Raw genomic sequence first — 18,831 nt, 5'->3', positions numbered from 1 at the left:
CAGGTGATGTTCAACCGCGTCCTGGCTCACCCAGAGCCGTTCCCGACCGGACGGCCGCTGTGCAGCTCCAGCCGGTCGCCGGTGAAGCGGCTGCGGAAGCTGCGGTCGTGCGAGACGACAACGACGGCACCGCGGTACTCCGCGAGCGCTGCCTCCACCTCCTCGACCAGGCTGAGCGCGATGTGGTTCGTCGGCTCGTCCAGCACCAGCAGATCGGCCGGGCGGGTGACCAGGCGGGCCAGTGCGAGCCGTCGCTGCTGGCCGACGGAGAGGTCGGCGACCGGCACCGTCAGGTCCTCGGGACGGAACAGGCCCAGGGCGAGGAGGCTCTCGGCGTACTCGTCGGGGTGGCCGGACCGCCCTGCGGCGAAGGTCACCAACAGGGTGCGGCGCGTCGGCCGGGCGGGAAGTTCCTGCGGGAGGTAGCCGATCCTGGCCCGGCGGCGCACCGTGCCCTCGTCGGGGGCGAGGTCCCCGGCCAGGACCCGCAACAGGGTGGACTTCCCCGCGCCATTGGGGCCGGTGACCAGAAGACGCTGCCCCGGGTCCACGCGCAGTGCGGGCAGGCGGAGCCGGTCGCCGACGACGACGGAGTCGAGCGCGGCGAGGAATCCGGGGTCCGCATCGCCGTCGGCTGCGACGGCGATGTCGGCTCGGAATCGCAGGGGCCGGGGCGGGGCGGGTACGGGTGCCCTGCGCAGCCCGTCCAGTCGGCTCCTGGCGGCCCTGACCTGCCCGGACAACTTGGCCTCGTGCGAACGGCGGTGTTTGCCCCAGCCCTCGCCCGGGTCCTTTCCCGTCCCGGCGAGGCGCTGGCCGGCGGCGCTCACGAGCTCTTCGGTACGGGCCACCTCGTCCAGCCATTCCTGGTGGTCCTGTGCCCAGCGGCGGCGGGCGGCCGCCTTCGCGGTGCGGTAGTTGTCCCAGCCGTCCCCGTACCGGACGACACTGCGCAGGTCACGGTCGACCTCCAGGATGACGGTGGTGGTCCGCTCCAGGAAGGTCCGGTCGTGGGTGATGACGACGACGGTGCCGCGGTGGGCACGCAGGTGCGCCTCCAGCCAGGTGGTGGCGCGGAGGTCGAGGTGGTTGGTCGGCTCGTCGAGCAGCAGAAGTTCGGGGGCGGATGCCAGTACGCAGGCGAGCGCGAGCCTGGACTGTTCGCCTCCGGACAGCGTGCCGAGGGGGCGTTCGCGCGTGAGGTGGGCGAGTCCCAGGCCGTGCAGAGCCGCGTCGACCCGGGTGTCGGCCTGGTATCCGCCGCGTTCCTCGTACGCCGTCAGCAGATCGCCGTATGCGGCGAGCCGGGATTCATCCGGAGTCCCGGCAACCGTGAGCGCCTCTTCGGCGGTACGGATCTCCCGCTCCAGCTCGCGCAGTTCGGCCAGGGCCGTGTCGACGGCGTCCTGGACGGTGCGGCCGGGAGCGAGAGCGAGCGTCTGGGAGAGATAGCCGGTGCCGCCGGGGAAGCGGACGGTGATCTCGCCGCTGTCCGGTGCTTCTCCTTCGGCCAACAGCCGGAGGAGAGTGGACTTCCCGGAGCCGTTCTCGCCGATCACTCCGACTCTGTCGCCGGGGCGGACGGTGAACGACACCTGATCGAGGACGGTTCGGTCCCCGTAACTCTTGGAGACGTCCTTCATGGTCAGCTGGGCGCGGGTGTGCTTGGGCGTCATGGGTGCTTTCCCTGAGGTGACATGCCTCGGCGGCGCATGAAGGTGCGCTGCGGGGCGGGGCTGCCGGGCGGGCGGAAGGGACTGCGGCACGCGGGGGTGGCCCCTGGGGTCACCCGGCGACGCTCAGCGTCGCGCGGCGGCGTCCGTGCCCGGAATCAGCGAAAGAAGTAGTACGAACCCATGTCGTTCAGTCTAGCCAAGGCCGTTGGAGCCGCCCACGGGATTTTCGGGCAGCTCCGACCGACGGCCCGGCCCAGGAGGAACGGCGGCCTGCGGCGGCAGCCCTCCGGACGAAGTCAGTGCTGCGGGTTCTCGCCCTGGGCCGCTTCGATGCTGTTGTGCAGATCGCTCGTCGCGTCGAGCGCGGCGGCGCCGGAGACGACCAGGCAGGCCAGCAGTACCGCAGCGGCCGCCCGGCCGACGCGGGGTCGCGGGGCGCTCCGGCCGAGGAGTGCGGCGACGCGGCGTGGTACGGGCCCGGCCGCCGCGGCGAGCGCGACTCGTGGGCGAGGCTGCGCGGCGCCTTCGACGGCGCGTGCGGCGAGGGCGGCTCGGCCGATGGCCCGGGCGGCGACCCTTCGGTCGCCGACTGCGGAGGCGGCAGCCTCGTCGGCGCAGCGCTCCAGGGCGTAGCCCATGGGCGCGCGCAGGGAGCGCAGCGCGGGGTGGCAGAGTGCCGCCACTTCGGCGGCGGCGATGAAGAGGTGGTGGTGGCCCGCGAGATGGGCGCGTTCGTGTGCCAGCAGGGCGTCGCGTTCGGCGGGGTCCAGGGCGCGCAGCATCCCCGTGGTGACGACGATCCGGCCGGGAGTGCCGGGGCGTCCGGGCAGCGCGTACGCGTCGGGGCGGCCGTCTCGCAGGACGGCCAGCTCGCCACCGCTGTACTCGGACGGCTGCGCGGACCGGTGCAGCTCCGCCCAGTGGCGGCGGACGGTGCGGGTGACGGCGGCGGCGCAGCCCGCGAGCAGAGCCAGTGCGGCAGCCGCGAGAGGCACGGCGACGGCGGGAGCGGCGTCGGAGAGCGGCCTGACAAGTTCGCCGAAGGCGGAGACGGCGGGGAACCGGGTCGCGCCGGGCACCACCAGCAGGGCCAGGGCGAGCAGGCTGCACAGGGCGAGGCCGATGCCCGTCGAGGCAAGCAGCCGTACGGCCCGCACCGGCGACAGGGCGTCTGCCAGGCGACGGGCTGCGGGTACCGCGACGAAGGGCATCAGCAGCGGAACCCACACGGCGTAGATCATCGGGCTTCTCCGTCGAGCAGGTCCCGGAGCAACTGCTCGTCCTCGTCGGTGAGCTGTGACACGAATCGGGCCAGCACCGTGCTGCGGTCCTCCTCCTTCTGCAGTTCGCTGTGCATCCGGCGGGCGGTCAGCCCGGGCGCGTCCTCGGTGGGGGTGTAGGCGAATCCGCGGCCTGCGCGGGTTCGGGTGACCGTACCCTTTTCGTAGAGACGCGACAGGATCGTCGTGACGGTGGTGCGGGCGAGAGCCGCCCCGATCGCACTCTGCACCTGGCCTGGAGTGAGCGGGGTTTCGGCCGCCCACAGGGCCGCCAGGATCGTGGACTCCAGCTCGCCGGAGGGTCGCCGCTCCGATGCGGTGTGGTGCGGCGACAAACGCTCCGGTCCGGTTTCCGTTGCCGGCCCGGGGGCCGGTTCGCCGTACGAACGGGGGTCAAGTTCTCCGCTCGATATCCCCTTCATCTGGGACATGGGAACTCTCCTCCGCCTTCGGGCGTCTACAGTGATGTAGACCGTCTACATCACTGTAGTCAGTCCGGGCGTTCCGCAGGGCCGCCCGCTCACCATTATGGGAGAACTTCCACCGTGTCCGTATTCTCACTGGCGGCTGCGCCACAAGCGGTGAACCTGCTCGATGCAGGTTCACTGCTCGGGGCGTTCGGTGCACTCGGCATCGCCGTCGTGCTCTTCGCCGAGACAGGACTGCTCGTCGGCTTCTTTCTGCCCGGCGATTCCCTCCTGTTCACGGCGGGCCTGCTGTGCGTGTCGGGCACCCACGGCCCGGTCCAGCTGTCGTTGCCGCAGGTGCTGATCGCCGCCGTGGCCGGCGCGCTGCTCGGTGCGCAGGCGGGCTACTGGATCGGTCGCCGCGGTGGCCGGGCCCTGCTCGCCCGCAGTCGCGCCAAACGGCTGCACGAGGGCGCCGCCCGCGCCGAGGAACTGCTCGGCAGATACGGCCATGCGCGGGCGATCGTGCTGGCCCGCTTCGTACCCGTCGTACGCACGGTGCTCAACCCGTTGGCCGGGGCGCTCAACGTCCCTGCCGGGCTCTTCACGCTGTGGCAGGTCGTCGGCGGGGCGGTCTGGACCGTCGGACTGGTCCTCGCGGGATACGCACTGGGGTCCTCGGTGCCCAACGTCGATCGTTATCTGCTGCCGATCGTCGCTGTCGTGGTCGTGGTCTCCCTCATCCCGCTCGCCGCTGAACTGCTTCGCTCCCGCGGCCGGCGCACCGTCGAAGGAGACAACAGCTGATGCCTCTCGCCTCCACGGCCACCTCGTTCGACGGCGGCCTGTACACCTGGATCACCGAGCTGGCCCAGCGCTCCCCGGCCGCTCTGGATTCCGCCATCCGCGTCTGGTCGGACTACGGACTGGCACTGTTCGCCCTGCTGATGCTCGCGTCCTGGTGGCGCTCCCGCTCCGCAGGCCCCGCCCGTACCGCCATGGCGCTCTGCACCCCGCTCGTCGTGGTGGCCGCGTACATCGTCAACGATCTGGTGAAGTCGGCCTTCCATGAGCAACGGCCGTGCCAGACCCTGCATGTCGTGACGGTGGAGGCATGTCCCGCACTCGGTGACTGGTCCTTCCCCAGCAACCACGCCGCCATCGCGGCGGCCGCGGCGATCGCGATCTGGCTGACCGACCGCCGGCTCGGGGCGCTTGCGGTGCCTGCCGCTCTGCTGATGGCGGCGTCCAGGGTGTGGATCGGTGTGCACTACCCGCACGATGTGCTGATCGGGCTGGTCACCGGCGCGCTGGTCGCCTGGCCGCTGACGGTCGCAGCGCGGCGCTGTGCCCCGGCGGTCGTCCGGCTGCGCGAAGGCCCGCTGCGCCCCCTGGTGGCGACACGGTGACCGAAGACGCTTCGGCGGTCGCGCGCGCCCGGACCGCACCCGTCGCGTTACCGCTCCGTGCACCACTGGGAGCCGTTCTCATCGGGCTGCTCGGACTCATCGCGCTGGCGGCTCTCGTCCTGGCCACCCGGCACGGCTCCCCGCCCGCCGTGGACCGGGCCGGCCACGACTGGGCGCTGCGGCATCGGCCGCCGGGCCTCATGACGACCGCCCGGGCCGTCACGGCCACCGGAACCGGAGTGTTCCCGTACGGGACAGCGGTGATCGCCGGGCTGATCGCCGGCCGTGACACCCGCCGACGGCTGGGGTACGCGGCAGGCGCCCTGGCCTTCCTGCTGCTTGCACAGGGTGTCCGCTACGGCCTCATGGAGCTGATTGCCCGGCCCCGCCCGCCGCAGGGCGACTGGGCCACGCACGCCTCGGGCTTCGCCTTCCCTTCCGGTCACGCCACGACGTCCGCGCTGATGGCCGGCCTGCTGCTCACGGCCCTCGGTCTCCGGACGCACGGCGGGACCGGGCCGCGTCCCCTCCGTACCATCGTTGCCGCCCTGGTGGTCTGCTGGGCCGCGGCCGTCGGTCTGAGCCGGGTTCTGCTCGGCGTTCACTGGGCGACGGATGTACTCGCCGGATGGCTGTTCGCCACGGTCTGGATCGGGCTCGGGACCGCGCTGATACGGAAGGCACTGCCGCTCCCGCAGTGACCGGTCCGTTCAGGCCCCACCCCGATCGAGGTTCCGTGCGATGCCAGTCATCTCTCCCGCACGTGCCACCCGCGCCATCCGTCCACCGGTTGTGCCGCGTCTGCTCTCGCTCCTCCAGCGACGGCTGACGTGGGTGATGGTGGCCGCGTACACGGCGGCCACGCTGCTGCCGCAGGCCGGACTGGCCCTGCGGCAGCTTCGCCTCGCCGCGGTGCCCTTCCCCGGTGGCGCCGCCCGTACCCAGCTCACCCTGCCGTCGCTCCTGCTCGGCTATCTGCTCTTCACCGCGGCGTTGCGGGTGCCTGCCGGGGGGCTGCCTCGACTCGTCCGCCGACCACTGCCGCTGCTGGTGGGAACGGCCGCCAATACACTCATTCCGCTGGCCCTGCTGCCCTGCGTGGCCGTCGCACTGGGCCAATTGCCCGATGCTGACGGCTGCAGCGGACTGATCACCGGCCTAGCGCTCGTGGGGGCCATGCCGGTCGCGGCCGGAGCCACCGTCTGGGGCGGTCGGGCCGGCGGCAATCACTCCCTGGTCGTGGGGATCGTGCTCGCCTCCACCCTGCTGAGTCCGCTGACGATTCCGCTGATGCTCTCAGCGGCCTCGACTCTGACACGTGGCCACTATGCCCACGATCTGTCCCGGATGGCTGCGACGGACGGCGGGGCGTTCGCCGTGATCAGCGTGATCGTGCCGTGCGTCGCCGGTCTGGCCTTCCAACGGGTGACACCCCGCCCTGTGCTCGAACGGCATCTGCCGTGGCTGCGGCTGCTCGGACTCGTCGACGCGGTGCTGCTCACGTACAGCAACGCCTGTGGAGCGCTGGGCGGCTTCCTGCTCCACCCGCGGCCCGCCCTGCTGGTCGCGGCCGTCGTCGTGTCCGGGGCCCTGTGCGCGGCGTCCTTCGCCATCGGCTGGTGCCTGGCCCGCACGGTACGGGCGAACCGCGCGGACACGGTCGCGATCACGCTCACCTGCGGAATGAACAACAGCAGCGCAGGTGCGGTTCTGGCGGCGACGAATCTGCCGAGCAGCCCTCAGGTGCTCCTGCCCGTTCTCGCGTACAGCCTGTTGCAGAAATGCGGGGCGGGGCTGGCGGACTCGGTGCTGCGCCGCAGGGCCGCCGCCTCCTAGGGTATTTCGTTTGGACTTGGTCTGATCCGAACGAGAGGCCCTGGCCAGTGCCGCAACAGGCAGCGTTTGCCCTGAGCTCGCGGCGCTCGCTGACTGAATTTCCGCACGCAGCCGAGACCGTGCGTCCGTACACGCCGGGTCACGCGTCCAGCTGTGCGCGAATAAGCGTGTCGAGTCGCTGCCATGCTGGGGACGAGGCGTTGACCGTGCCCTGGATGAGGGCGGGGATCTCGGAGGCTGCATCCAGCTCGGGCAGTTCAGCAGACCCGTAGCGTTCCCGGGTCGCCTCGGCGATCCGGGAAGCGAGGTCGTCGATGCGGGGATCGTCGGCGTCGAGGTCGTGCGCGTGGTCGTAGTCGAGGAAGAGCTGCCGTAGCACCGGGTCGACCAGGGTCTCGGCTTGGTCGTGAAGCAGTGTGATCGCGCCGTTCGAGTGGGTGGCGAATACGAGGATCCACAGGTCGCGTTGCAGGTCCACCCAGCGAGGGGAGAATCCCCAGCGGGCCAGGTGCTCCAGATGGGTACCGACCTCGGTGGGCAGCGGTGCCGGATGCCCGGCGGCGAGCTGGCGCAGGCGCCCCTGCGTTGCCCGCAGGCCGCGGATGCGGGCGGTGAGCTCGTCGTCGATCTCGCGCAGCGCCTGCTGGAACTCCTCGTCGGTCGCTGATCTCAGGTCCCGGATACGGGCTAGGGGAACGCCTGCTTCGGCGAGCGTCCGGATCTTGATCAAGTCGATGGCATCGTTCGCGCCGTACCGCCGGTAGCCGGACGCATCACGGTCGGGCTCGGGGAGCAGCCCCTTGTCGTGATAGACGCGAATGGTCTTGATCGACACCCCGACGTACCCGGCCAGTTGCCCGATGGTGATCACCCGGTCATCCTCCCACTTGACCTTTCCCCTGGGGCGGGGTTGCAGCATGGCGTCATGGCAAACATGAATGTCGATCGGGAGACCCTGCGCGATCTGGCCGATGAGGGCAACGCGACCGCTTTGGACCGGCTGGCTGACCTGGCCGACGCAGTCGGCGACCTCGGGGAGCTGAGCGAGCTGCTGGACGAGGGGGCGATGCACGCCGGGTTCCTGCTCACTCGACGCGCGGCCGCGACCGGCGACCTGCGCGAGCTGCAACGGATCTCCGACGCCGGGTACGACGAGGCCGGGAACGAGCTGGACCGGCTACTGAAGGCACGGACCGACGGGCATCGGGATTGAGGATTCGACCGGCCGCTGCAGCCGCGTTCCAGGCCGCGGCCATCGAGTTCTGGTCGCGGCCGGCGTGCTTGGGCCAGAGTGTTCGGCATGGCCGAACCCGTGCGCGTGCGCGTGATGGCCGATGAGGAGGGTCGGCGCCTGCTGCGGATCATCCGCCGCGGCACCGGCTCGGTGGTCACCTGACGGCGGGCCCAGATGGTGCTGCTGTCCGCGCAGGGCATGGCGGTGGCGTCCGGCACCCACACCACATGCCGGCCGTCCTCCTCGTCGTCGCGCCGCAGCAGGGCGCTTCGGCGCTCCTTGAGTTCGCTCCGTTTGCCGGGCGAGAAGGTCGCATGCAACTGCTCGAAGCCGGTCGCCGACACCTGGCCCCGGCGTGCGCTGTTGCGCCAGGGCAGCAGACCGGCACGGCCTGCGCGCAGCATCAACTGGTCGAGGAAGGCGGCATGGTCAGCCCGATCACCAGTCCGGGCAGCGTGATCAGCGCGACGAATTCCATCTGCCCAGTCTCATCGCTGTATGGTGCGGTGCGCATCGGCCGCGGGTATGCCCGTGCGGGCCGTCTCACTGCGCGACGGCCCGCACGGTCCTGGGGATCAGGGCTGTGGCCGGTCAGCCGTTGGGGAGGATGACCGCGCGGCCGTTGATCTTGCCGTGGTGCAGCCGCTCGTACGCCAGCGGCGCCTCGTCCAGCGTGTAGGTCTCGACGTGGACCTCGACCGATCCGGCACGGGCGAGGTCGAGTACCTCGGCGAGCTCGGAGCGCGATCCCCAGTACGGGGAGGTCACCGTCGTGCTGTACGGCAGTGAGCCGAAGCCGACCGGCAGCGCACCGCCGCCGAGGCCGACGATCGTGACATCGGAGTCGATGGCGGCCGCGGCCCCCGCCGTGGCGACGGTGGGAGGTGCCCCGACGAAGTCGAGGACGACCTGTGCGCCGACACCGCCGGTCAGTTCACGGATCTTCGCCGCGGCGTGATCGTCGGAGAGCACGGTCTCGTGGGCGCCGACGGCGCGGGCCAGGGTGAGCTTGTCCTCCGAGACGTCCAGGGCGATGACCCGGACAGCCGTCATGGCGCGCAGCAGTTGGATCGCGACGTGGCCGAGGCCACCGGTGCCTATGACGACGGCAGTGGCACCGGGCACCAACTTGGGCAGGGACCGCTTGATCGCGTGGTACGGGGTGAGGCCCGCGTCGGTGAGCGGCACGGCCTGGACCGGGTCGAGGTCGCCGAGCGGCACCAGGTGGCGGGGGTCGTCGACGATCATGTACTCGGCCATGGCGCCGGGCGAGCCGAGTCCGGGCGGGGTGATGCCGAGTTCCTTGGCGCGCAGGCAGTAGTTCTCCTTGCCCTCGGCGCACTTGATACACGTACCGCAGCCCCATGGTCCGTAGACCGCGACGGACTCGCCGATCGAGAGGCCGCTCACTCCGTCGCCGAGTGCGGCGACAGTGCCGACGCCCTCATGGCCGAGGGTGAGCGGCAGCGGGAAGGGGATCTGCTCCGCGGGCCGGCTCATGACGGCGATGTCGGAGTGACAGACACCTGCGGCGGTGACCTTCAGCAGCACCTGGCCGGGGCCGGGCGACGGGTCGGGCACGGTGACGACTTCGGGTGCTGAGCCGACGGCGCGGTACTGAACGGCCTTCATGGGGTTCTCCTCACTGCTTTCTCTGTGTTCTGTTGCTCGCCCCCGTTCCCCCGTCCACCGATCAGGAGGCGGAGTAGCCGCCGTCCACCAGGTGGTAGCTGCCGTGGATGAAGGAGGCGCGGTCGGAGAGCAGGAAGGCCGCGAGTTCGGCGACTTCTTCCGCCTTGCCGAGGCGTCCGGCCGGGTGCAGCGAGACGAGGTGGTCGCGGGCCTGGCTGTCCGTGTTGCGCAGCAGCGGCGTGTCGATGAAGCCGGGGCCGACGGCGTTGACCCGGACGTTCTGTGCCGCGTATTCGAGGGCGGCCGTCTTGGTGAGGCCGACGACACCGTGCTTGGCGGCCACGTAGGCGGGCGATCCGGCGAAGCCGTTGGTGCCGAGGATCGATGACATGTTGACGACGGCGCCGCCGCCCGACGCGACGATTGCGGGAAGCTCGTAGCGCATCGGGTAGAAGACGCCGCTGAGGTTGGTGGCGACGACCCGGTTCCAGTCCTCGATCGCGTACTCACCGGTGGGGTTGCTGGGACCGCCGATGCCCGCGTTGTTGACGGCGAGGTGCAGGGCGCCGAACGTGTCGACGGCGAATCGCACGCCCGCTTCCACGGACGCCGGGTCGGTCACGTCCATGGCGACCGCGGCCGCCTTGGCGCCGGCGCTCTCCAGTTCGGCGACCGCCTTGCGGGCGTTGGCCTCGTCGTAGTCGGCGACGACGACGGACGCGCCGCCTGCGGCCAGCCGGTGGGCCAGGGCCAGTCCTATGCCGGAGGCGCCGCCGGTTATGAGGGCGGTCTTACCGGCGAACTCCTGGTCGGCGGGGGTAAGGAGGGTGCTCATTGGATCGCGTTTCCTTCCATGGTGCTGTGCGGCGCCGGCCCGGCCGGAAGCTGCGTGAGCAGTTCTCCGGAGAGGGCGTCGAAGGCCTGCCCGACCAGTCGGGGCAGGTTGTCCGGGTGTCCGCCGCGGGCCCAGGCGGCCTGGGCCGCGAGGAGTGCCCCGGCGCCCGCGGCGACCGTGACGGCGGGACGGATGTCCAGCCGCGGGTCGACTCCGAGACGGTCCGCGACGATGGCGACCGAGTCCTCCTGGGCGTCCACCCGGATGTGATGGAACGCGGCGTAGAGGGTCGGCTCCTGCTCGGCGAGGACCAGCAGGTCGAAGATCCGGTCGCGGCGGTGCCACGCCTGCGCGTCGGGGTCGTCGAGCCAGGCGAGGACGGCGCGGCGGTAGGCGGTGAGCGGGGGCTCGTCGGCGGGGCGTGCGCGCAGGGCCTCGTTGATCCGGTCGCCGTCGCCCCGGAGCGAGTCCAGGACTGCGGCTTCCTTGCTGGTGAAGTACCGGCTGAAGGTCCGCCGGTCGACGTCCGCGCGTTCCGCGATCTCCTCGACCGTCACGTTCTTCAGGCCTCGGTCGAGTACGAGCTCGAACGCGGCCTGCGCCAGTGTGTCCCGGGTCCTGCGGGCCTTGCGACGCCGTCGCTCCGGGGTCTTTCGTTCCGGATTCATGAGTGCACCGTACACCTAAAAATGTCCCGACGCGACAGAAGTCTCGTCGGGACATTGGATCAGCATCCGGCTGCCCTGCCGGCCGCTCTACCGGCCGCTGAACGTCTCCGCGGCCCGGCGAGCACCGTGGCCGGTCATCACGGGCCGGTGGCGGCTGCCTGCCGGTGCCCGGCGCAGGGCGAGGGCGGCGATGTCGTCGCGTCGCACGCCTCCGGAGAAGGACTCCAGGTCGGCATGGAGCGCGTCCAGCACCTCGCGCGGCCCGCAGCCCGCCCAGTGGCCCAACCGGGCGTCCAGCGGATAGAAGGCGCCCGATGCGTCGCGGGCCTCGGTGACCCCGTCGGTGAAGGCCAGCAGCGTCGCGCCGGGCGGGAAGTCCAGCTGTTCCGCGACCCGCGCCTCCGCGCTGAGCTCCGCCATGCCCAAGGGAACGGATGTGCGCCGCAGCGGAAGCGGGCAGGCCACGCCGTCGTGCAGCAGCCGGGGCGGCAGATGGCCGCAGTTCACGGCCTGCACCCGGTCCTCCCCGTCGAAGCCGAGCACCAGAGCGGTGACGAAGCGTTCGATCTCTCCGGTCTGGGCGGAGAACGCGTTGTGCCGGGCGACCGCGTCCTCCAGCGCATCGACCACTCCGGTCAGGGTGGGCTCGCGAATGGCCGCTTCCCGGAACGCTCCGAGCACGGCGAAGCCCGCCCCGATCGCGGCGAGCCCCTTGCCCTGGACATCCCCGATGATCACCCGGGTTCCGTAGGGCGACTGCACGACCTCGTAGATGTCACCGCCGACCAGGCGGTCCTCCTCGATCGGCGCATAGATGCCGTGGGCGAAGATCTGCTCGGTCAGGATGGGCAGCGGGCGCAGAATCTGCCGCTGGAGCGCAACGGCGGCGGAGCGCAGTCTGGCTATTTCGGCGGCATGACGGAGCCGCAGCGCGCAGGAGCCGACACCCAGGAAGCAGGCCAGCACGGTGAAGGCGACGCTGCTGGTGATGTCCCAGAACGTCCCCCCGGTCACCAGCCGAGAGCAGACGACGACGGTCATGATCCAGGTGGCCACGCCGACGGTCTGCCGGATCGTTCCGAAGACCGAGACAAGTGCGGGCACGACCACGAGGAGCGGTATGAGGCGCAGCTCGTCGCCGGTCCGGACGTCGAGGACGGCGACCAGGACGGTCAGCAGTACCAGCCCGCCGAACAGTGCCCCATTCCCGATCCGGGGGGCGAAAACGGCTTCCTCCCCCGCGTCCGTACCAGGGAGCGCCGCTCCACGCGTCGCCGCTCGGTGCTGGAGCCCGATCGTCACGGCCCATTCCTCCCGGGATCTGCCGGCCCCGCGCCGGCGTTCACTCCCAGTCCATCCGGTTCACAGGGGGCAGCACACGAGGCCTTCGGCCTCTTGGAGCGCGCCGAAAGTCCCGGAACCGGAAATTGCAGTGACCTTCGGCCCGGAAGTCCTGGGACGAAGGTCACTGTGTCGCGGTTCAGCGCACGGCTGCCGCGCGGGCCTCGCCGTCGCGGCGGACGCCGCCGGTTCCCGGCAGGCGCGTCGGCGGATGTTCCGGTACGAGCGCCGAGAGGAAGGACGTCCGGCGGCGGAGCACGAATCCCAGCGATTCGTAGAGCCGGACGGCATTGGTGTTGGAGGCGGAGGCGTGCAGGAACGGTGTTTCGCCGCGCTGCCTGATCTCGTGGGCGACGGCGAGGACGAGCCCGCTGCCGAGCCCCTGCCCGCGCACGGACTCGTCCGTGCAGACGCCGCTGATTTCGCTCCACCCGGGTGGGTGGAGGCGTTCGCCCGCCATCGCGACGAGCGCTCCGTCGCGATGGACGCCGAGGTAGGTGCCGAGCTCGACCGTACGGGGCAGGAACGGCCCCGGGCGGGTGCGGGTGACCAGGTCGAGCATCTCGGGCACATCGGCGGGTCCGAGCCGTACGGCCTGCGGAAGCGGGGCCGCCGCGACCCCGGCGTCGACGAGCTGGACGCCCTCGGCGTGAAAGGTGATCTCCCAGTCGTCCGGCGGCGGTTCACGGAAGGCGGTGATGGTGACGGCGCCACCGGGGCCGGCGAGCGCTGCTGCGTCGGCCCAGTCCTCGGCCTGCGGCGCGTCCGGGATCGCGACCCAGGGGGCCACGTCCGCCGGGTAGCGCAGGATGCGGCCACGCTCCTCGGCGAAGTGGGCGTGCGGGCCGGTCAGTGCGGCGCGGACCGGGTTGTCCAGCGGATGCGCTTCACCCCCGGTGACATGCGGCGCGGTCACGCGATCGCCTCGATCACGATCTTCCCGCGCGCATGTCCGCTCTCCACGGCGCGCAGCGCTTCTCCCGCCTCGGCGAGCGGGAAGGTCCCGGTCGCATGCGTCCGCAGGGCGCCGGTGACGACGAGGTTCGCCACCTCGTCGAGGACCGCCGCGGTGCGGGCCCGTGCGACGGCCGCCCCGCCGAGCTCCACCGCCAGTGGCTTGCCTCCGGCGCTGATCAGCGTGGCCGAGTCCGTGAGCAGCGGGGCCACGGCCCTCAGGGTGTCGCCACCGACCAGGTCGAAGACCGCGTCGATGCCGTCGGGTGCCGCTGCCCGGACCCGGTCGGCGAGACCGGCGCCGGATTCGACGTGCACCGCGCCGAGCGACTCGATGAAGTCCTTCTTGGCCGCGCTCGCGGTACCGATGACATGGACACCGGCGTGGCGGGCGAGCTGTACCGCGGCGGTTCCGACACCGCCTCCGGCCCCGGTGATCAGCAGGGTCGAACCGGGGGCGAGTCCGAGCTGGCGGACGCCGTCGTACGCGGTGGCCACCGCGACCGGCAGCACGGCCGCGTCGGTGAACGACAGCTCGGCAGGCTTGTGAGCGGTCACGGCGACGGGCAGCAGCGTGTACTCGGCGTACCCGCCGGTCACCGGGTTGCCGAAGACCTCGTCCCCGACCGCGAAACCTTCGACATCCGGGCCCACGCCCTCGACGACTCCGGCGGCCTCGCTACCGAAGACGGTGGGAAACGGCTGCGGCTCACTGCCGGGCCTGGTGTACCCCGTACGCAGCTTCCAGTCGACCGGGTTGACCCCGGCCGCCCGGACGGCGACGAGCAGTTCGCCGGGGCCCGGCACCGGCACGTCCTGCTCGATGAGGGCCTCCACCTCCGGACCGCCGTTGCGGGTGAACACGTACGCCTTGGGCATGAGCTCCCTCTCTCCTGGTCATGGCAGCGATGGTTCACGGCACCGACGGCCGGGCCGGTCACCGGTCGCTACAGCAGCAGAAAGGCCCTTTTCCGTGCACGTATTCCCGGGCCGGTGGAGTGTTCATCGGGCCGCAATGATTCAGCGGACGCCGCCCGTGACCGGGTCCACGACCTTGTTCACGAGGAGTTCGAGAAGCCGCCGGTCGTCGCCCGCGGTGCCGCGTTCGGCGGGTGTGTCCGGGTTGACGTCGAGCAGCACGTGGGTGGCGCCCAGCTCGCCGAGTTCTGCCAGATCGGCCCGGATCCGGTCGATCGTGCCGTGCCCGGCGGGGCGTTCACTGCCGAGGAGTGCGTCGGTGACGCGGATCTGCAACCGCGGCACGAGCGTGGGAGCGGGGCGCCGGACCTGTTCGGCCTCCTCGGTGATCACCGGCAGCCCGGCCCGGATCGCATCGAGCGGCAGCCGGTACGGGTGCCAGCCCTCACCGAGCCGGGCGGCGCGGCGCTGGGCGGCGGCCGAGTTGCCACCGACCCAGACGGGCAGGCAGGGGGCGGATGCGGGCGCGGGCGCGGTCCGTACCCCTTGGTACGAGACGTGGTCGCCCCGGAACGTCGTGGGGTCCTCGGTCCATGCGGCGCGGATGGCGGCCAGGTATTCGTCGGTGATCCGTCCCCGCTCGGCGAAGGGCACGCCCAACGCCTCGTACTCGGCCCGGGACCAGCCGATCCCCGCGCCGAGGATGAACCCGTCGGCGTTCAGGTTGTCGATATTGGCTGCGAGCCGGGCCGTCTGCAGAGGGTGCCGGTACGGAATCACGGTGACGGTCGTACCGAGCACCAGACCTGGTACCCGCCCGGCGATGTGCGCGGCAAGTACGAACTGGTCGTAGAACGGGGCGGGATACGTCTCGTGCACGTCGGGGGTGACCGCGATGTGATCGGAGATCATCGCGAAGGAGTACCCCAACTCACGTGCATCCACGGCCTGTTGAAGGAGGCTTGCCGGGGTGGTGCCGACACCGAAATTGAGTATGTTCACGCCGAATTTCACGATCGGAGCCTAACAACCGGACGTGCACAGACATCGACGCGGGGAAGGTGGGGCAGCCGCCAACTGCCCCTTCGCCCGAGTCGGTTCGATGCCGCCGGAGCGATCAGCCGGAGAAGACGTAGCGGTGGCGGGCGGCTTCGATGTCCTGAAGATACTGACGGGTCCGGTCGCGCATCCCGGTCATCCCGGTGCGCAGCGTCCGTTCCACCGGCACATTGATCAGCAGGAGCGCCCATTCGGTGGTGACGCCGGACCGACCGCACGCCCCGGCATCCGGGCCGGTCACCCCAGCAGCTTCCGGGGCCAGTCCCCAGTACAAGGAACGGACCGCCATGCCCAGTACCGCCGCGCCCAGCCCGCCGCAGCGGCGCGCCGCGACCGTCGTGCGGCGTGTCCGTGAGGCGATGCTCCGGCTGACCCATCCGGTCGAGGCCCGGATCAGTCCCGACGGTCGCGCGGTCGCCGTGGCGGCAGCCGGTCCGGAGAATGTCGGACTGGTCCTGGTCCCGGCCGGACCGCAGGGCCCGGAGGCGGATGCGCAGCCTCCCGTGTTCCTCGCACCGCCGGAACCGTCCGCGCCCACGGACCGTCACAGCCCGCGCCGGCTGCCGGATTCCCGGACGCTGCTGCACATCGCCGGATTCGAAGGACCTGCCGGTACCGAGGTGCGGCTCGCGGCTCTGGACACGGCCTCCGGAGCCGTACGCACCGTCGCCGCCGCCCCCGGTGCGGTGGAGGGACTACTGGTCTCCGGTCGTGCTGCTCGCGCCGCCGTCCGATGCCGGGGCATCCGCCACGGATTCGCGCGGTGCGCGGCGGCTGTCCGCCTGTGTGCGGATCTCCGAGACCGGCGATGCGCTCACCGCGCCGTCGGTACGGGCCTCAGCCGTGCCCCCGGCGGTGCCCGAGCCGAGCCCGGACGGGGTGCACGGGCAGGACGCGGCACTGGTAGCCGGCTCCGTCGACCGTACGTTCCGGTCCTCGGCCGGAGATCACGCCGCGTTGCGCGATGTGAGTCCGACGGTCCCCCGTGACAGCGTCGTGGCCCGTACCCGTCTGTATCCGCACGCCCAAAGCCAAGTCAGTTCGCACGGTGCGGACTCGGTGGAGTACGTGCTGGTGGTGTCGGGCCAGGTGACACTGGTTGTGAACGATGTCCCGCATCTACTGGAGACGGGAGACACGGCCCGGTTCTCGGGGCTCAGCAGCCACTACTACACCACCAAGGATTCCCCCCGCCGTCACGCACACCATCGTGGGCAGTTTTTCGGGCATCGGTCCGCAGTCGGGGCACCGTCGATTTCGACTCAACTACCGCTGGATATGCGCCGGTCGGCCCCGATGCACCGCCGACTGTGGCAACCTGGAGGCGACCGCCCCACCGGGCTCCCCCGTACCGGTGGGGCGGTTCTGGTGCCCGGTACGCCTCGCCTGCACAGATATTGCGCCTCGCCTGCACAGAGATGACGAGGGATCACGACGGTTCCCGGCCATTGATGCCGTGTGACCTGATCGACTTCCACTTTTCCGCATGGGAGCCCCCTCCGGGGGCAGACGCATACACCTCACCTACGACCAGGGGAGCGTGACGAGATGACGGCGCACACTGCGCAGACTGCCGGTGCGGAGCGAGCGGAGAGTGCACGGTCGACGCCGACGGGAGAGGCTGCCGGGGACATCGGCGACCTGCCGTGGATCGAGGACGCGGGGAGGATCGCCCCGCCGGATGCGCGTGAACTGTCCAGGCTGTTCTTCGACCGGCTCCAGGTCCTGGAGGAGGGAACCCCCGCCCATCAGTACGCGCGCAACACCCTCATCGAGATGAACCTCTCCCTTGTCCGGTTCGCCACAGGACGGTTCCGCAACCGGGGCGGCGGCGACATGGAGGACATCGTCCAGGTGGGCACCATCGGGCTGATCAAGGCCATCGACCGGTTCGATCTCTCCCGCGAGGTCGAGTTCACCTCCTTCGCGGTCCCTTACATCACCGGCGAGATAAAACGGTTCTTCCGTGACACCGGCTGGGCGGTGCATGTCCCGCGCCGACTGCAGGAGTTGCGGGTCGACATCGCCAGGACCAAGGAGTCCCTGGCCACACAGCTCGACCGCGACCCCACCGTTCCGGAGCTGGCCGAACAGCTGGGGCTCAGCGAGGGCGAGGTCACCGAGGGCATCGTGGCGGCCAACGGGTACACCGCGGGTTCGCTGGACATGCCGGCCGATCCGGCGGACGCGGGCCGGCGAAACGCACCGGGGCGCACCTTCGCCGATGTCCTGGGCGGACCCGATCCCGCCATGGAAACGGTCGAGAATCTCCATACGCTCGCGCCGCTGCTCGGCGATCTCGACGATCGTGAACGTCGCATCATCGGCATGCGTTTCGGCCAGGAGATGACCCAGTCCCAGATCGGCACGGAGCTCGGCATCTCACAGATGCATGTGTCGCGGCTGATAAGCAGGATTCTGCGGAAACTCCGCAGCGGAATGCTCGTCGAGGAGTGATCTGGGCGGATTCAGCACCGAAGGGGGCGTCCGGTGGCGGCGTGCGCGGCTGCGCGACGGGCCGAGGAGCGGGAGCTGGGGCCGCTGGTCGGCCGACTGGCTGCCGAGGGACCGCGGTCGGGCCCGGCGGGGCCGGAGCGGACTGCTCCGGCACCCTGGGCGGGCCGTTGGGCGGGACTCAGTCACCGTCCTTCTCCGGAGCGCGGCCCGCGTAGTAGGTGGCGATCGCGTCCTCGCCGCCGTGCCCTGCCGCCTCGGCGCGCGCGAAACGGTCGGCCGACGCGGCGACCAGGTCCAGCCGCACCCCCGACTCCTGTGCCGCGTCCAGGATGAGGCGGCTGTCCTTGAGCGCGTTGGACACGGTGAAGCTCGGGGTGAGGTCGCCGGAGAGAACGGCGGCGGACTTGCCCTGAAGGTAGCCGGAGTCCAGCGGGCCGCCTCTCATGACATCGAGGAACGTCTGCGGGTCGATCCTCAGTCCTTCGGCGAGGTTGAGGCATTCCGCGATGTTGTTGACCATGGTGATCACCCAGGTGTTGACCACGAGCTTCAGCCGCGAGGCCGCCCCGGGAGTCTCCGCGACCCAGACCGTTCGCTGCCCGATCGCGTCCAGCACCGGGTTCACCGACGCCCGGGCGGTGGAGGGACCGGACACGAAGACCGTCAACGTGCCCTGTTCCGCAGGCTGTTTGGTACCGGAGACCGGTGCGTCGAGATAGACAAGACCCGCGTCCATCGCGCGCCGGGCGAGATCGGCGGTGGCGTCGAGCCCGACGGTCGAGCTCTGGAGGAGCACCTGGCCGGCACGCAGCCCGGGCGACGCGGCGGTCAGTGCGGCGGCGACGGCGGGGCCGTCGTTGAGCATGGTGAGGATGACATCGGCACCGCGTACGGCTTCCTCGGCCGTCTCGGTGACCGTGGCGCCGTCGGCGGCGAGCGGTGCCGCCTTGGCCTGCGTACGGTTCCAGGCACGGACGTCGAGTCCGGCCCGGAGCAGACTCCGGGCCATGCCTGATCCCATGATTCCGGTGCCGAGGACGGCGACCGTCGGCCGCTGCGGGGCGGCGTCGGCAGCGCTTGAGGTCATGAGAGGAATCCCTTCATCGGCCGCGCCCCGGTCGGCTC

The 18,831-nt window shown here is 71.0% G+C and carries 20 protein-coding genes and 1 pseudogene; 7 read left to right on the top strand and 14 right to left on the bottom strand.

Annotated features, from left to right (window positions below):
- Positions 1-26: 26 nt before the first annotated feature.
- The 3 genes from abc-f to NRF20_RS40270 form a co-directional block, all read right to left on the bottom strand.
- The gene (abc-f, locus tag NRF20_RS40280; RefSeq protein WP_398631788.1) at positions 27-1,676 is read right to left on the bottom strand and encodes a ribosomal protection-like ABC-F family protein; all 1,650 of its coding nucleotides are present in this window, start codon (positions 1,674-1,676) and stop codon (positions 27-29) included.
- Positions 1,677-1,972: 296 nt separating this feature from the next.
- On the bottom strand, positions 1,973-2,917 hold the full coding sequence (locus NRF20_RS40275) for a M56 family metallopeptidase (RefSeq protein WP_398631787.1): 945 nt from the start codon (positions 2,915-2,917) through the stop codon (positions 1,973-1,975).
- On the bottom strand, positions 2,914-3,291 hold the full coding sequence (locus NRF20_RS40270; protein WP_398631803.1) for a BlaI/MecI/CopY family transcriptional regulator: 378 nt from the start codon (positions 3,289-3,291) through the stop codon (positions 2,914-2,916). The genes NRF20_RS40275 and NRF20_RS40270 overlap by 4 nt, the downstream gene beginning before the upstream one ends.
- A gap of 210 nt (positions 3,292-3,501) precedes the next feature.
- On the opposite strand from NRF20_RS40270, the gene NRF20_RS40265 reads away from it, so the two are divergent.
- Genes NRF20_RS40265 through NRF20_RS40250 form a run of 4 tightly spaced genes read left to right on the top strand, consistent with a single transcriptional unit; the run spans position 3,502 to position 6,608 of the window.
- Entirely contained in the window at positions 3,502-4,170 is a 669-nt protein-coding gene (locus NRF20_RS40265; RefSeq protein ID WP_398631786.1) for a DedA family protein, read from the top strand.
- Positions 4,170-4,772: a phosphatase PAP2 family protein gene (locus NRF20_RS40260; protein ID WP_413754171.1), complete on the top strand. Its 603-nt coding sequence runs from the start codon at positions 4,170-4,172 to the stop codon at positions 4,770-4,772. The genes NRF20_RS40265 and NRF20_RS40260 overlap by 1 nt, the downstream gene beginning before the upstream one ends.
- Entirely contained in the window at positions 4,769-5,473 is a 705-nt protein-coding gene (locus NRF20_RS40255; protein ID WP_398631784.1) for a phosphatase PAP2 family protein, read from the top strand. The genes NRF20_RS40260 and NRF20_RS40255 overlap by 4 nt, the downstream gene beginning before the upstream one ends.
- Before the next feature lie 40 nt (positions 5,474-5,513).
- Positions 5,514-6,608, top strand: coding sequence for a bile acid:sodium symporter family protein (locus tag NRF20_RS40250; protein ID WP_413754170.1), 1,095 nt, complete (start codon positions 5,514-5,516; stop codon positions 6,606-6,608).
- A 139-nt stretch (positions 6,609-6,747) separates the two neighbouring features.
- Here the strand turns inward: NRF20_RS40250 and NRF20_RS40245 are convergent, their stop codons facing one another.
- Positions 6,748-7,527, bottom strand: a complete 780-nt coding sequence (locus NRF20_RS40245; protein WP_413754169.1) for a MerR family transcriptional regulator — start codon at positions 7,525-7,527, stop codon at positions 6,748-6,750.
- Between the two features lie 6 nt (positions 7,528-7,533).
- Between NRF20_RS40245 and NRF20_RS40240 the strand changes: the two genes are divergently transcribed.
- On the top strand, positions 7,534-7,821 hold the full coding sequence (locus NRF20_RS40240) for a hypothetical protein (RefSeq protein ID WP_398631781.1): 288 nt from the start codon (positions 7,534-7,536) through the stop codon (positions 7,819-7,821).
- 254 nt (positions 7,822-8,075) lie between these two features.
- On the opposite strand, the pseudogene NRF20_RS40235 reads toward NRF20_RS40240, so the two are convergent.
- The 9 genes and pseudogenes from NRF20_RS40235 to NRF20_RS40195 form a co-directional block, all read right to left on the bottom strand.
- Positions 8,076-8,320: pseudogene (locus NRF20_RS40235) on the bottom strand (DUF6191 domain-containing protein); the annotation flags it as partial.
- A 113-nt stretch (positions 8,321-8,433) separates the two neighbouring features.
- The gene (locus NRF20_RS40230; protein WP_398631780.1) at positions 8,434-9,474 is read right to left on the bottom strand and encodes an NAD(P)-dependent alcohol dehydrogenase; all 1,041 of its coding nucleotides are present in this window, start codon (positions 9,472-9,474) and stop codon (positions 8,434-8,436) included.
- A gap of 61 nt (positions 9,475-9,535) precedes the next feature.
- Positions 9,536-10,309 carry an SDR family NAD(P)-dependent oxidoreductase gene (locus NRF20_RS40225; protein ID WP_413754168.1) on the bottom strand — a complete coding sequence of 258 codons (774 nt, stop codon included), beginning with the start codon at positions 10,307-10,309 and terminating at the stop codon, positions 9,536-9,538.
- Entirely contained in the window at positions 10,306-10,977 is a 672-nt protein-coding gene (locus NRF20_RS40220; protein WP_398631778.1) for a TetR family transcriptional regulator, read from the bottom strand. Before NRF20_RS40220 ends, NRF20_RS40225 begins: the two co-directional genes overlap by 4 nt.
- 87 nt (positions 10,978-11,064) lie before the next feature.
- Positions 11,065-12,279, bottom strand: coding sequence for a PP2C family protein-serine/threonine phosphatase (locus NRF20_RS40215; protein ID WP_398631777.1), 1,215 nt, complete (start codon positions 12,277-12,279; stop codon positions 11,065-11,067).
- A gap of 178 nt (positions 12,280-12,457) precedes the next feature.
- The gene (locus NRF20_RS40210) at positions 12,458-13,234 is read right to left on the bottom strand and encodes a GNAT family N-acetyltransferase (RefSeq protein WP_398631776.1); all 777 of its coding nucleotides are present in this window, start codon (positions 13,232-13,234) and stop codon (positions 12,458-12,460) included.
- The gene (locus NRF20_RS40205) at positions 13,231-14,151 is read right to left on the bottom strand and encodes an NADP-dependent oxidoreductase (RefSeq protein ID WP_413754167.1); all 921 of its coding nucleotides are present in this window, start codon (positions 14,149-14,151) and stop codon (positions 13,231-13,233) included. Before NRF20_RS40205 ends, NRF20_RS40210 begins: the two co-directional genes overlap by 4 nt.
- Positions 14,152-14,292: 141 nt before the next feature.
- Positions 14,293-15,204, bottom strand: coding sequence for a TIGR03619 family F420-dependent LLM class oxidoreductase (locus tag NRF20_RS40200; RefSeq protein WP_413754166.1), 912 nt, complete (start codon positions 15,202-15,204; stop codon positions 14,293-14,295).
- 103 nt (positions 15,205-15,307) lie between these two features.
- On the bottom strand, positions 15,308-15,490 hold the full coding sequence (locus tag NRF20_RS40195; RefSeq protein ID WP_398631773.1) for a hypothetical protein: 183 nt from the start codon (positions 15,488-15,490) through the stop codon (positions 15,308-15,310).
- A gap of 46 nt (positions 15,491-15,536) precedes the next feature.
- On the opposite strand from NRF20_RS40195, the gene NRF20_RS40190 reads away from it, so the two are divergent.
- Positions 15,537-16,238 carry a hypothetical protein gene (locus NRF20_RS40190; protein WP_413754165.1) on the top strand — a complete coding sequence of 234 codons (702 nt, stop codon included), beginning with the start codon at positions 15,537-15,539 and terminating at the stop codon, positions 16,236-16,238.
- A gap of 559 nt (positions 16,239-16,797) precedes the next feature.
- Positions 16,798-17,706: an RNA polymerase sigma factor SigF gene (locus NRF20_RS40185; protein ID WP_398631771.1), complete on the top strand. Its 909-nt coding sequence runs from the start codon at positions 16,798-16,800 to the stop codon at positions 17,704-17,706.
- A 178-nt stretch (positions 17,707-17,884) separates the two neighbouring features.
- On the opposite strand, the gene NRF20_RS40180 is transcribed toward NRF20_RS40185, so the two are convergent.
- Entirely contained in the window at positions 17,885-18,793 is a 909-nt protein-coding gene (locus NRF20_RS40180) for an NAD(P)-dependent oxidoreductase (protein WP_398631770.1), read from the bottom strand.
- Between the last annotated feature and the right edge of the window lie 38 nt (positions 18,794-18,831).

The organism is Streptomyces sp. R-74717 (assembly GCF_047305335.1).
GTDB classification, from domain to species: Bacteria; Actinomycetota; Actinomycetes; order Streptomycetales; family Streptomycetaceae; genus Streptomyces; species Streptomyces atratus.
This window is presented reverse-complemented; position numbering and strand designations above follow the sequence as displayed.

Coding starts and splice junctions, on each gene's coding strand:
- NRF20_RS40250 (WP_413754170.1), top strand. CDS start 5,514: ATGCCAGTCATCTCTCCCGCACGTGCCACCCGCGCCATCCGTCCACCG.
- NRF20_RS40260 (WP_413754171.1), top strand. CDS start 4,170: ATGCCTCTCGCCTCCACGGCCACCTCGTTCGACGGCGGCCTGTACACC.
- NRF20_RS40205 (WP_413754167.1), bottom strand. CDS start 14,151: ATGCCCAAGGCGTACGTGTTCACCCGCAACGGCGGTCCGGAGGTGGAG.
- abc-f (WP_398631788.1), bottom strand. CDS start 1,676: ATGACGCCCAAGCACACCCGCGCCCAGCTGACCATGAAGGACGTCTCC.
- NRF20_RS40180 (WP_398631770.1), bottom strand. CDS start 18,793: ATGACCTCAAGCGCTGCCGACGCCGCCCCGCAGCGGCCGACGGTCGCC.
- NRF20_RS40225 (WP_413754168.1), bottom strand. CDS start 10,309: ATGAGCACCCTCCTTACCCCCGCCGACCAGGAGTTCGCCGGTAAGACC.
- NRF20_RS40245 (WP_413754169.1), bottom strand. CDS start 7,527: ATGCTGCAACCCCGCCCCAGGGGAAAGGTCAAGTGGGAGGATGACCGG.
- NRF20_RS40185 (WP_398631771.1), top strand. CDS start 16,798: ATGACGGCGCACACTGCGCAGACTGCCGGTGCGGAGCGAGCGGAGAGT.
- NRF20_RS40230 (WP_398631780.1), bottom strand. CDS start 9,474: ATGAAGGCCGTTCAGTACCGCGCCGTCGGCTCAGCACCCGAAGTCGTC.
- NRF20_RS40240 (WP_398631781.1), top strand. CDS start 7,534: ATGGCAAACATGAATGTCGATCGGGAGACCCTGCGCGATCTGGCCGAT.
- NRF20_RS40190 (WP_413754165.1), top strand. CDS start 15,537: ATGCCCAGTACCGCCGCGCCCAGCCCGCCGCAGCGGCGCGCCGCGACC.
- NRF20_RS40220 (WP_398631778.1), bottom strand. CDS start 10,977: ATGAATCCGGAACGAAAGACCCCGGAGCGACGGCGTCGCAAGGCCCGC.
- NRF20_RS40275 (WP_398631787.1), bottom strand. CDS start 2,917: ATGATCTACGCCGTGTGGGTTCCGCTGCTGATGCCCTTCGTCGCGGTA.